12 protein-coding genes are annotated in these 13,064 nt (G+C 44.2%); 8 read left to right on the plus strand and 4 right to left on the minus strand.

From position 1 onward, the window contains the following. A partial coding sequence (locus P5683_RS15135) for a HEAT repeat domain-containing protein (RefSeq protein WP_315669457.1) occupies positions 1 to 540 on the plus strand: 540 nt, incomplete at its 5' end. A gap of 198 nt (positions 541 to 738) precedes the next feature. Here P5683_RS15135 and P5683_RS15140 read toward each other — a convergent pair. Beyond that, positions 739 to 1,233, minus strand: a complete 495-nt coding sequence (locus P5683_RS15140; protein WP_006625308.1) for an SgcJ/EcaC family oxidoreductase — start codon at positions 1,231 to 1,233, stop codon at positions 739 to 741. Positions 1,234 to 2,056: 823 nt separating this feature from the next. On the opposite strand from P5683_RS15140, the gene pruA reads away from it, so the two are divergent. Further along, entirely contained in the window at positions 2,057 to 5,035 is a 2,979-nt protein-coding gene (gene pruA / locus P5683_RS15145; RefSeq protein WP_273247196.1) for an L-glutamate gamma-semialdehyde dehydrogenase, read from the plus strand. A gap of 54 nt (positions 5,036 to 5,089) precedes the next feature. Here pruA and P5683_RS15150 read toward each other — a convergent pair whose 3' ends face one another. Together P5683_RS15150 and P5683_RS15155 are read right to left on the minus strand one after the other, a co-directional pair. Then, on the minus strand, positions 5,090 to 6,139 hold the full coding sequence (locus tag P5683_RS15150) for an anthranilate phosphoribosyltransferase family protein (protein ID WP_315640353.1): 1,050 nt from the start codon (positions 6,137 to 6,139) through the stop codon (positions 5,090 to 5,092). An 85-nt stretch (positions 6,140 to 6,224) separates the two neighbouring features. Then, complete coding sequence (locus P5683_RS15155) at positions 6,225 to 7,220, minus strand: LysR family transcriptional regulator (RefSeq protein WP_006625304.1); 996 nt, start codon at positions 7,218 to 7,220, stop codon at positions 6,225 to 6,227. A gap of 109 nt (positions 7,221 to 7,329) precedes the next feature. On the opposite strand from P5683_RS15155, the gene P5683_RS15160 reads away from it, so the two are divergent. Continuing rightward, positions 7,330 to 7,791 (plus strand): SRPBCC family protein, encoded by a 462-nt coding sequence (locus P5683_RS15160; RefSeq protein WP_006670478.1) that lies wholly within the window; start codon positions 7,330 to 7,332, stop codon positions 7,789 to 7,791. Continuing rightward, a complete protein-coding gene (locus P5683_RS15165) occupies positions 7,775 to 7,963 on the plus strand; it encodes a CPXCG motif-containing cysteine-rich protein (protein WP_035759523.1) in 189 nt (62 codons plus the stop codon). Before P5683_RS15160 ends, P5683_RS15165 begins: the two co-directional genes overlap by 17 nt. Here P5683_RS15165 and menD read toward each other — a convergent pair. Next, a complete protein-coding gene (gene menD / locus P5683_RS15170; protein WP_006625301.1) occupies positions 7,960 to 9,702 on the minus strand; it encodes a 2-succinyl-5-enolpyruvyl-6-hydroxy-3-cyclohexene-1-carboxylic-acid synthase in 1,743 nt (580 codons plus the stop codon). The two genes, P5683_RS15165 and menD, sit on opposite strands and share 4 nt — an antisense overlap. 193 nt (positions 9,703 to 9,895) lie before the next feature. Here menD and P5683_RS15175 point away from each other — a divergent pair, with 193 nt between their 5' ends. The 4 genes from P5683_RS15175 (at position 9,896) to P5683_RS15190 (ending at position 13,009) form a co-directional block, all read left to right on the plus strand. Further along, complete coding sequence (locus tag P5683_RS15175) at positions 9,896 to 10,231, plus strand: DUF565 domain-containing protein (RefSeq protein ID WP_006625300.1); 336 nt, start codon at positions 9,896 to 9,898, stop codon at positions 10,229 to 10,231. 13 nt (positions 10,232 to 10,244) lie between these two features. Continuing rightward, entirely contained in the window at positions 10,245 to 11,282 is a 1,038-nt protein-coding gene (locus P5683_RS15180; protein ID WP_315640350.1) for a glycerate kinase, read from the plus strand. Between the two features lie 102 nt (positions 11,283 to 11,384). Next, positions 11,385 to 12,611, plus strand: a complete 1,227-nt coding sequence (locus P5683_RS15185; protein ID WP_315640348.1) for an anion transporter — start codon at positions 11,385 to 11,387, stop codon at positions 12,609 to 12,611. 224 nt (positions 12,612 to 12,835) lie between these two features. Next, complete coding sequence (locus P5683_RS15190; protein WP_006670474.1) at positions 12,836 to 13,009, plus strand: hypothetical protein; 174 nt, start codon at positions 12,836 to 12,838, stop codon at positions 13,007 to 13,009. Positions 13,010 to 13,064: the final 55 nt, after the last annotated feature.

Raw genomic sequence — 13,064 nt, forward strand, 5'->3', positions numbered from 1 at the left:
GTGTCGGAAGTTTCTGAAGAGGTAGAAGAATCAGTGATGGCTGATGGTTTAATGGCAGTAGATTCGGTTAAGCCTCCTCTCAATCTGAAAGTTACTGGACATAGCAGCCATGAGAAGGAGGACTTGCTGATAGCGATCGCTAAAGTAGGAGAGTCACAAAACCTGTCAGCTATTGCTAACCTGGTTGGCTATACTCGACACGCAGATACAGAAATACGCACTCAATTGGCCGCGACTCTGGGTAGACTAGCAAGCACCCATGGCTTACGTCCAGAAATCCAACAAGCGATTCCTACTTTAACTCAACTCAGCCAAGATAGTAGCGCTCAAGTGCGTCAAGAGGCAATTTATGCTCTGGGTATGATTAAAAGCGATCGCGTGATTCCCATACTTAAACAGGGTTTGCGAGACCCCGATCCGTCTGTAGTGCAAGCGGCTAGTATGGCTATGGAGAAATTTAAGTTTTATCCCCAAACGGATAAGCAAGCCAAACCGATCGCGTCTGTTTTTCAGAAACCGGAGGATGGCTCGAAAGGTTGATAGTTCCCGATACATGGGAGGTTGACTCAAAGGCTGTACAGACAAGGCCTGCCTTGCCTGTACACTCTCAGAGGGTTAAATTTCTGGAGCATCGGCTATCAAAAGCTCATATTTAGCCATCTTTTATGGGTGTGATATCGATGATTATCAAGGGATGGCTAGATACACCAGAATGTAGAAGGCAATTTGATGGGAAGCCTAATTAGCGACAGTTTCTGGCATTAAGGATGAATGGTGATGATCAATTAACCATTCACCATCCTTATAGACATAAACATAGGAAAAGCGGGCTACTGCTTCGGTGGTTTGTCCTTGGTCATCTGTAAATGTAAAGGTATAAACTCCCACGTCATGAGCCTTGTTACAACCAATGGCAATAGTCCTGCTGTTAATCACTCCTTGGGGGTTATTTGGCAGAAAGTCCACAAAATATTCTCTAATGCTTTCATGGTCGGTGCGGGGAGTGTTGGAAACAGTTGGCAGTAATACGGCTGTGGGGGTATAGTTAGCTACTACTTGATCAGGATCTAGGGTAGCTAGGGAACTATTCCAGCGATCGAACAATGCTGCAATGTCGGCTTCGGTGACTTCAGCGCAGGCAACTTCCCCGGTTTCAGCCACTGGAGCGCAACCTGACATGGTAGCTGCTAAAAAACTAGCAGACAGGGTGGAACAAAAAAGTTTTTTTATCATCGGTTAATCACCAGATATCTTAAAGAAAGATAACAATAAACTAATTGATGATAACACAAAATTACTGATTTGGAATAAAAAACCAAATTTTTTATGACAAGCTATTTTACGGCTAATTTCATCTGGTTTTCCTCAAAATAGGGTAAGGTGCCCCCGACCCTAATTTTAGAATAAGGGTGATTTTGGGGGTACATGAGCATTTTTATAACAGACGTATCCCAAAAGTTAGTCCCATTAATGCAATAGTGGGAACTTCTGGGAGGGATGGAATCCAGATAAAAATCAATGGTTTTGATTTTATCATAGATTTGGAGATTGGGGAAAATTTGATGACTAAGGCGGGGGTTTGGGACTGATTTAGTGGCGATCGCATGATTCGCATGATTCGCATGATTCGCATGAGTAAGGGTGACTATGGCGGTGTGGGTAGAGAGGCGCTGAATTGGTGAGAAACCTTAGCTTAATCAGGGTTGGGCGATTTGGGGCGGATGTCAAACGGCAGATTTAAATGGAGTTAAGAGGGGGAGGGGTTGGGGAATCTCTCAGTCGCCCCAAACCAGGGATAAAGGCGGGTGAATGGTGGCTCCTGATTCATGATAAAATTAGTGGGCAGAGGGGGGATTTTACGAAAAATGGGGGAAGATCATGAAGATTTTGGCGGCGCTTCTCGCCCTAGGAGTTGAGGCTCGGCTAGACCCCAGAAGATTAAATCTGTCCCTTTGGGGGTAGATCGCCGTAACCCAAATCGTGAGGTTTGGGAGTCCCCGTCCGTTTGAGGGCGGGTCTGATATCAATGTTCACCATTTCTGATACTCAATAACCTGTGGTTGCACAACTATCTAATAATACCTACGAACCCAAAACCCAAGAAATCGCCCGAGAACTTCTAGCGGCGACCCAACAGAAAAAACAATCTCTGTTTGGTAAAATCCAGGACCAGATGCGTATTGATGACAAAATCCTGGACTGGGCGATGTCTAACCCCGGTTTGCGGGTGCAATTGTTTCATTTTATCGACTGTTTACCGGCGCTGCGGAGTAAACCGGAAATTGCGGCTCACCTTCAGGAATACCTGACGGCGGAAGAGGTGGAACTCCCGGACTCGCTGAAAAAGCTGCTTAATTTTGCTAACGCTGACTCGGTAGCTGGGAAAATGGCAGCTACGACAGTAGCCCCGGCTGTAGAAACGCTGGCTCAGAAATATATCGCGGGGGCGGATATTCCGCAAATTATCAAAACTCTGGAAAGGTTGCGTAAAGATAAACTAGGCTTTACTGTAGACCTGCTAGGAGAGGCGGTGATTACGGAAACGGAAGCGGAATCGTATCTGAATAGTTACTTGGAATTAATGGAAAAACTGTCGGCGGCGGCGCAGCGGTGGTCAACAGTTCCCCAAATTGATGAAGCGGACGGAAACCCTATTCCTAGAGTACAGGTTTCGGTGAAATTGACGGCTTTTTATTCGCAGTTTGACCCGCTTGATGCTAAGGGAAGTGAGGAGAAAGTAAGCGATCGCATCCGCACTTTATTAAGACGGGCGAAAGAAGTTGGGGCGGCGGTGCATTTTGATATGGAACAATACGCCTATAAGGACCTAACTTTAAGCATCCTCAAAAATCTGTTAATGGAAGAGGAATTCCGCGATCGCACTGATATCGGTGTCACGGTTCAAGCCTACCTACGCGATAGCGCCAAAGACCTAGAAGGCATTATTGAATGGGCAAAATTGCGGGGATATCCGGTGACGGTTAGACTGGTAAAAGGTGCTTATTGGGACCAGGAAACTATCAAGGCGATGCAAAATGACTGGCCGCAACCAGTATTTAATGATAAGGCTGCGACTGATGCTAATTACGAAAGGCTGACCCAATTAATGTTGGAAAATCACGCCTATATTTATTCTGCTATCGGTAGCCATAACGTCCGTTCCCAGGCGAAAGCGATCGCTATAGCCGAAACCCTAAAAGTACCCCAACGCGCCTTTGAGATGCAAGTTCTCTATGGTATGGGAGACCAACTCGCCAAACAATTGGCGGCTAAAGGTTATCGAGTGCGGATGTATTGTCCCTATGGTGAACTACTACCAGGGATGTCTTATCTAATTCGGCGACTGTTAGAAAATACGGCTAATTCCTCTTTTATTCGCCAAAGTTCAGAACAGCGACCTTTAGAAGAACTATTAGCGCCTCCTGTTGGTGATAATGATAGCACAATTCACCAGACTTGGAAACCTGTATTTCCTAATGCGGCGGATAGTGATTATGCGGATGCAATTATTCGCGATCGCGCTTTGGCTGCCTTGGGAAATGTGCGATCGCAGTTGGGTAAAACCTACTTACCTCTGATTAATGGTAAATGGGAAAATACAGAGAATTTTGTGGATTCCGTTAACCCGGCTCAACCTACGGAAATAGTCGGCAAAATTGGTTTGGCTAATATTGAACAAGCGGAAAAAGCGATCGCTGCTGCTAAAGCTACATTTCCTAGCTGGAAAAAGACCCCCGTTAGCCGACGCGCGGCTGTATTACGGAAGGCGGCAGAATTGCTAGAACAACGTCGCCATGAATTATGCGCCTGGATGGTGTTTGAGGTGGGGAAAGCCCTATCTCAGTGTGATGCGGAAGTGTCGGAAGCTATTGATTTTTGCCTTTTTTATGCGGCGGAAATGGAACGGCTAGACCAAGGTTATATTTATGATACAGCGGGGGAAAGCGATCGCTATTCCTATCAACCTCGTGGTATCTCGTTAGTCATTTCTCCCTGGAATTTCCCCCTAGCTATTCCGGTGGGGATGACTGTCGCTTCCTTAGTCACGGGAAATTGTACCCTGTTAAAACCTGCGGAAACTTCTGCTATTATTGGTGCGAAAATTGCCCAGATTTTGGTGGAAGCTGGGGTTCCTGATGGCGTGTTTCAATTTATCCCTAGTAAGGGTTCAACCGTGGGGGCTCATTTAGTTAAACATCCTGATGTTCAGATGATTACCTTTACAGGTTCTCAGGAAGTGGGTTGTTGGATATATGCAGAGGCGGCGATTTTGCGACCCGGACAAAAACACCTTAAACGAGTAGTGGCGGAAATGGGTGGCAAAAATGCCATTATTGTTGATGAAAGTGCAGACCTTGATCAAGCGGTCGGGGGAGTTGTTTATTCCGCTTTTGGTTATACGGGTCAAAAATGTTCTGCTTGTTCGCGGGTGGTGGTTTTAGAACCTGTTTATGATGTGTTTGTGTCGCGGTTAGTGGAAGCGGTGCGATCGCTTAATGTGGGTGATCCGGCTGATCCTAGTACCTTTGTGGGTCCGGTGATTGATCATAACGCCCAAACCAAGATTAAAGAATACATTGAGATGGGTAAACAAGAAGCAGAAATGGCGATCGCATTAGATGCACCATCTACCGGGTATTTTGTCGGTCCGACCGTGTTTGTTAATGTTTCTCCTACTGCGAAAATTGCCCAAGAGGAGATTTTTGGTCCGGTTTTGGCGGTGATTAAAGCCTCAAATTTTGATGAGGCGATCGATATTGCTAACGGGACTAATTATGCTTTGACTGGGGGTTTGTATTCTCGCACCCCTTCTCATATTCAGAAGGCTAAGGCTGATTTTGAAGTGGGAAATCTCTATATTAACCGGGGAATTACCGGGGCGATCGTTTCCCGTCAACCCTTCGGTGGCTTTAAACTCTCTGGTGTCGGTTCCAAGGCGGGGGGACCTGATTATCTCCTGCAATTCTTGGAACCTCGCACTATTACCGAGAACATCCAGCGACAAGGTTTTGCACCTATTCAAGGGGTGGATTAATTACCTTGACAAATGGGGCATTATGCCCCATAATTAAACCATTGGTATGGGTGGTTATAAACTGTTGGCGATCGCTTCTAATTTCTGGGCTACCATCCCTTGAGTTAGTAACTCCTGCGCGTGTTTAAGACCTGTTTCTATGTCCGCACAAACTCCCGCACACCACAGATAAAAACCCCCATTCCAAATGGCAGCCTGCATTAACTCTCCCGGTTCCCCCTCCAAGACAGCCTTGATATTATTAATCAGTTCATCTAGGGAATTAAGAGCAACTTCTTTCCCCCCATAACCATAATCATGGGGATGCAATAACAGACGTTCAAAAATCGAGGTTTCCGGGTTGTCTATACTGGGGCGGTTGATGCCGATAATACAGGTGCGATCGCGGGGTAAATCGCAACTACCTTCTAATCCCTTAACCGTGATAAATTGCCGCTGATTTCGCAATTCTAGGGCGGTTCGGAACATTGATTCCGTGGGGGGGTGAACATAGCCACAGGCGATAGTTGCATCTCCTAAATAGGGAGACCACATTAACTCTAATGTAGCAATAGGCGGACGTTTCCCAATTTCTCGGCGGGGTCCAACTAGGTTCATGGCTAGGGGAAAATGGGTGGGAAGATGAATAAATCCTAAATCTGTCGTCTGGAAGATTTCCTGCATTCTAATTAGGCTAATTCCTTCCCAATTTATGCCTAATTGTTGCCAAATTTCATGTAAACAAATACCCTCTTTGGTCGGCATTCGATCGCCTCCATGTAAAATGGTTGGGACTCCGGCGGCGCTGAGAATTAACCCGGTGAGAATGGTCATGGGAACAGTACGCGATCGCCCATCATAGGGATGAGTTAAAATCATCGGAGGACGCACAGCATTAGTTAAATGAGGCCCTAATTCTGCATAAACATCTAGCATTCCCGCCAATTCTTCTCCCGTGGGTCGCCGAATGCGGTGGGCGATTAAAAAAGCCCCTACCTGTACGGGTGTTGCTTCTTGCTGTAACATCATGCGTAAGGCTTCGGCGGCTTCTTCGCGAGTTAGGGCTGCGCTGGTGTGGGTTCCGCTTCCCACTTTTTTCAGTAATGTTCTAAAGCGATCGCTCATTTAAGTTGCTGTTGTGGTAGTGAACAGAAGAGAAAACCAGTATAATCGAAAGCGGATACCTTTAGGAATTGTTAGCTATTTGATGTTAACCAATTAAGCATTTTATCCCCAATTCTTCCAACTCTGAGTCTACCTCTGGGGGGATTAATTCGTGTACCAATTTCCAGAAATATTGTATGGGGGGAATTTGCAGGCGATCGCGACTGGTGACAATGGCAACCTCCCGAGTCCAACTCAAGTCAGATCCACCACTATAAAAGGAACCTGATTTAGTATTTATAGTCCCTTCAAAAGGTGCGATCGTTCTAATCGCTAAACTGCTATCCGTCGCCGCTTCTACTAATGCTGAACGTGGTAACAGTGCAATTACTTCTCCCTGACGGACTACACCCCGAAAAGCATCCAGTGTATTTAACTCTAAAACCGCCTTGAGAGTAGCGCCAGCTTGAGCAAATCTTTCCTGTACTAAACGCTGCATTCCATAGCCATCTTTAAATACCACTTGAGGATAGATAATTAACTCCTTCCAAGGAACATGATTATATCGCGCCAGGGGGTGATTTTTTGCCATTAATACTTGTATCGGTTCTTTATAGAGAATATCCACCAATAAATCGGAACTAGCCGTAAAAGCCCGATTATTCATGACAAGTGCCACATCAACCAATCCATCTTTTAGCACTTTTAAAGCGCGATCGCTTCCTAATGATGTTACCCGCAATTGTACATCAGGATAAGCATAGCAAAACTTTTGCAAAACTGGGGGGAGATAAGACGCACAAAGGGAGTGAATAGCCGCCACGCATAATTCCGCCTGCTGTCCCGCTAATAATGACGCTAATTCCTGTTGGGCATTTTCCCAAGCCTGACAAATTTTCCGCGCATAGGGCCAAAACCTTTCACCTCCTACCGTCAATTTAGCTTGGTTGCTACGGTGAAATAGGGGTAAACCCAGTTCCGTTTCTAGTCCCTGTACCTGGCGACTAATCGTTGATTGCGTCACGTTGCACTGGACTGCTGCTTTTTGAAAACTTCCGGTTTCGGCAACAGATAAAAAGGCTTGAAGTTGCTCTAAACGCATAGAAATTGGGGTTTTAATATGGCAACGATAGCATGGGTTTCATCTTAACCAATTTCTCGATATAATTTGGTAAAAATTGCTACAACTTTTGATTTGGTATGGTGTTTTTATGCTGCACTTTCAATACTCGTCCCTAATTAACGCCCCCGTTGATGTGGTTTGGAATTTTCACGGCCGATCTGATATCCTGGAGTTGCTGACCCCACCTTGGCAACCTGTGGAAATTATCCGCCGGGAAGGGGGTTTACAGGTGGGGGCTAGATCGGAATTTCTGCTATCTCTTGGTCCAGTTTCGGTGCCATGGGTGGCGGTGCATACTGAGTGCATTCCTTACCAACTGTTTACTGATGAACAGCAACAGGGTCCCATGGCTATTTGGGTACACCGACACCAATTTTCGGAGGTGAATAATCGCACTCGGTTAACTGATGCGATCGCTTTTAGTTTACCAGGTGGCTCCGTGTTTGACAATACCTTGAGTTGGTGGGTTTATTCCCGTCTTCAAGATATGTTCCGCTATCGCCACGATGTTACTAAACTTGAGTGTGAAAATTATGCAAAATACCGCTGAATTTACCTGCGCCTATTGTGGCGAAAGTAATGTCACATTTATCGATTTTAGTGCGGGAGGTCAACAGTCTTATATTGAAGATTGCCAGGTTTGTTGTCGCCCGAATCTTCTTTATATCAGCATAGACGAAGATACATTAGAGATAGAAATTTTCACCGAATACGACGGCTAAAACCTCCATGATATTTCGCGGATTTTGTCCGCCAATTCTTGGTGCAATTCTTGATTTTGTTTGCGGTTAGTCTGCACTTCAATAATCGCCGAAGTTTGGGAGGCGATCGCCTGTTGATAATCTTTCACAAATTCCTCTGGTGTTGGGGGTGAGAAATAGTTGAGATTAAATAATTTGGCAGCCTGGTCAAATTGGAGATTGTGGGGAGTGGCGAAGTAGTTTTCAAATACATCATTAAATTTAGCAATGGGTAAAAATGAAAATATCCCGCCCCCATTATTATTAATCACTATAATCCACAGGGGATGATTCAGGGAATTAACCATAGATAAAGAGTTGAGGTCATGGAGGAATGCCAAATCGCCAATTAGCAGAGTTGTGGGAGTATTTAAACCCTGACAAAACCCAGCAGCAGAGGCGATAATTCCATCAATGCCGCTAGTCCCTCGGTTGGCTGCTATTCTGACTGAATTTCCCCCATAAATTCCATATTCATCCATATCTCTAATCGGCATACTATTGGCTAAAAATAAGCCACTGTCGGCGGGGATATGCTGGGAGACTAAATGGGCGATCGCCATTTCATTTAAGGTGGAATCTTTAGTTAAATAGCTGTCAATAGTTTCGCGAATTTTGAGGGATTTAAGCCATAATTTATCCTGCCAATCTTCCGAAAGATTCGGCGCTAAAAGAGGTAATAATGACTCACATAATTTTTCTATATTACTTTCAATGCGATGGGAAACAATATGGGCGGGGTCGTGGCGGCTGGGGGAGTCCGTTATCATAATATAGTAACGGGGTGGGTGGGTTGGTAAATACTCTAAAAACCGTTTTGATAAAATGCGATCGCCTATTTGTATCACCGTTTCCAGGGGGTCGTCACTCAGTCCTATATCCGTTACAAATAACTGATTATCAATAGTATTTCCCAGCCTTAAACCTGAACGAATATCAGCAAAAATCGGGAATTGTAGCTTGTGGGCAAATTTTTCAACTCCGCGAATTTGTGCCATGGTGTTTAATCTTCCCAGGGCTAAAATTCCTCTTTTTGTGTTGTTTAAAATTGCCGATATTTCATGAATATTGTCGTCAGTTTGCATGACCATAGGTATCGGGTAATCTGTCCAAGCCCTACCACTATTTAACCAAGGTTTTAGGGGGAGAGTATAACCCAATGTAATCGCTGAATTAGTCGGGGCGAGGGGTTCGCGGAACATACAATTAAGGTGAACAGGTCCGTGCGATCGCTTGGCACGATAAACAGCTTGATCAATAGTCGTTAAAACAAACGTCGGCGAAATCTTTTCATCAGGACAGGGTATATCAAATTTCCAACGTACATAATCACCATAAAGATTGACCTGATCAATAGTTTGATTAGCCCCCGTTTTTCGCAATTCTGGGGGGCGGTCAGCCGAGATAATAATCATCGGCAAATTATCCGTAGCCGCCTCAATCACAGCCGGGAAATAGTTAGCAGCAGCCGACCCAGAAGTAGAGACCAAAACCGCTGGCTTTCCTGTCGCCCTCGCGTAGCCGATCGCATGAAACGCCGCACCCCTTTCGTCTAAAAAAACTCGCCGTTGCGCTTGGGAATAACGAGCGATCGCCACAGTTAAAGGAGTGGATCTGGAACCAGGAGATACAATAAAATAACTCGCCCCATTGCGAATTAACTCCTCGACAATTAGGTTTCCCCAAAGTATATTAATATTGGGTGCGTCAAACAAATTCAATGGTCAAACCTCAGTAAATTGTCAAAGTGATCATAAAATCCGTTATCTGGGACAAGTGTTATAGCCGACTGGTAGCAAGTTGGGACACCTGTAGACTAACAAATATAGCTGATGCCGGGAGTTGATGCCACAACCGCCGTTATAATACTTTCATCCTACAGTATATTTTACATATCGCTGCCTATAATCTTCTATGCAAAACACTCGTTTAAACAGATTTACTGATGCGATCGCCCAGCAAACCTTGCAATGGTTTCGTAACCCCTGGCGGCGGATATCCGTATTATTGATTAGCCTACTTTTTGGCTTCTTCCTGGGAGTGGCGATCGCCACAATAGTTGGACAAGCCGGAAGTTGGGATGTCACCGTCGCATTTATCACCCTCCTAGTCACCGAATGGATTAGTTGGTTATCTTACCGCAAAGTCCCTCGCAGTGAAATCAATTCTTTATGGCTAGACCTCCTTAATAGTCTGAAAATTGGCATGACTTATAGTTTATTTTTGCTGGCATTTTTACTGGGTTCTTAGAGATTATTCAATCATGATAGAAATTTTACAATCTTTGGCAACTGGTAGCGAACCGCCCCCCGAACATTGGCAACAACTGCTGAGACACGAATTAAATAATCCCGCACACATGGCGGCTTTTGGTATCACTCACGAACAGCTAGAAACTACAATTAAACAACGTTATCAATTAGGGCGATCGCTCCTTAAACATAATCCAGATTTACCGATTCTCTGGGAACAGCTACCCACATTGTGGGAATTTTGGCTACCATTAGCCATGCAATTGTCTCAGTTAAGACAAATTCTTAATCGTCCTTTAGTACAGGGAATCTTAGGCGGACAGGGAACCGGAAAAACTACCACTACAACCGTCATTTCTCGGATTCTCAATCTACTTAACTATCAAGCCATTAGTATTTCTATTGATGATTTATATAAGACTTATGCCGATCGTCAAAGGCTGCGAGAACAAGATCCCCGTTTAATCTGGCGAGGTCCCCCCGGCACTCATGATATTGACATCGGAATACAACTTCTTGACCAACTCCGAAACCCTACACCCGGACAAAAAATAACTATTCCCCGGTTTGATAAGTCTCTCTGGAATGGAGAAGGCGATCGCATAGAACCCCAACAGATAGAAGCACCTGATATCATCTTATTTGAGGGCTGGTTTGTGGGATGTCAACCCGTAGAAGACCAGGCGTTTAATCATCCACCACCCCCTATTATTACTGATAGCGATCGCCAATTTGCGCGAGAAATTAACCACCAATTAAAAGAGTATTTACCCCTCTGGGAACGTTTGGATAGATTAATAGTTCTCAACCCCGTTGATTATCGCTTATCCAAACAGTGGCGCGCACAAGCTGAACAGGAGATGAAAGCATCGGGGAAGTCGGGAATGACCGACACAGAAATCAATCAATTTGTCGAATACTTTTGGAAGTCCTTACATCCCGAATTGTTTATTAATCCTCTACTAACAGATAGCGATCGAGTTGATTTAGTAGTCGATATTCAGCCAGATCATTCCGTTGGGAGAGTTTATAAACCGCCCAAAACTTGACAGTCAACATTATAGGGATGTAAATCTGTATCTTTATATGGATATTAATCCAACTTTTCATCTTGACAATATACTTGACAATATATCAGGATTTATCTAAATATGACCCAGGTTATTCTAGGTTTACAGGCTTTAATATTAAGCCTTACCTATATTGGCTTAGGATTAGGTTATATTCCCGGCTTGCGGATGAACCGCGCCACCATAGCTTTAGTAGGTTCAGCCTTGTTAATTGCTATAGGAACCCTCACCCTACAACAGGCTTGGGATGCCATTGATCCTCATACCATTGTGTTTTTATTAAGCATGATGGTAATTAATGCTTACCTATCCTATTCGGGTTTTTTTAACCTAGCATTAGTTTATCTATTAAGATTCATTCATAGTCCCTTGGGATTGCTAGTTTTATTAACATTAGGGACAGGTATATTATCAGCCTTTTTCCTGAATGATACTTTAGCATTAGTAAGCACTCCCCTAACCTTGCAATTAGCGCGATCGCTAAAATTAAATCCCGTCCCTTATTTATTAGCGATCGCCGCCTCTACCAATATCGGTTCCCTAGCCACCCTCAGCGGTAATCCTCAAAATATCCTCATCGGTTCCTTTTCCCAGATTAGTTATCTACAATTCGCCCAAACCTTAACCCCCGTCGCCGTAGTCAGTTTAGTGCTACAAATTGCCTTCTTATGTTTACTTTATCCAGAAGTGCGAATATCGCGTCCTCTACCGCTAAATATCCTTAGCCAATCACCATTACGCTTATATCGTCCTTTGTTGATTAAAACCATCATTGTCACCACTCTTTTATTAACCGCTTTTATCATCAATCTTCCCCTGGCAGAATCAGCATTTGTAGCCGCAGCTATATTATTGATTACCCGAAGAATTAAACCTCAGCGAGTCTTACAAAAAGTAGACTGGTCCTTATTGGTAATGTTTTCCGGACTATTTATTCTCACCTACTGCGTCCAATCTTTGGCACTGTTAAATCATCTGTCAGATTGGGTATCCCATCCCCTGGGTTTATTAGTTATTACTGCCTTATTATCTAACATTATTTCTAATGTTCCCACGGTCTTACTTCTACAGTCATTTATTCCCCAAGATGCCACCTCAAGCTGGATTCTTCTAGCCGCTTCAGCCACTCTAGCCGGGAATCTTACCTTATTTGGGTCTGTAGCCAATCTAATTACTGTAGAAGCCGCCGCTTCTGGAGGCGATCGCCTATCGTTTTGGGAACACCTGCGTTTCGGCTTTCCCCTGACTGTCATCACATTAACTATCACTTACATTTGGGTGATATTTTTACAGCCATCTGTGCTATAGTGAAACTGAGCTAAACTGAGTGCATCTTAGTAGTCGCTAATTTAACTCAAATCCTCGGAAATCAACCCCAATTAATAAGTATAAATACTCACCCTCTAAGCCATTGATTGAGATAACTTATGGGAATGACAAGTAATTCTTACCTCAAACCATTGCTTTTTTACTATCCATAATGTGATAATGATTGAAAGGATATCAACCCGATGTGTTAGGAGGGTGTGTTAATGGATCATTATATGGCTTACGGACTTTTGTTAGCTTTGGTAAACGGCGCTATCTGCATCTCCATCCCAGCGTTGATATCTTACACCAAGCGGAAAAGCCATTCCCAAGCCACCCCAGATGATGTCGCCGCCACAATCAACCTGAAAGAACTATTGTCTCAGGAAGCCAACTAGGAGAGCAAGAATTTAATCCAAGATTTGCTTTATATCTTAGGACAATAAGGTACAG

Source organism: Limnospira sp. PMC 1279.21, from assembly GCF_032349615.1.
GTDB classification, from domain to species: Bacteria; Cyanobacteriota; Cyanobacteriia; order Cyanobacteriales; family Microcoleaceae; genus Limnospira; species Limnospira fusiformis.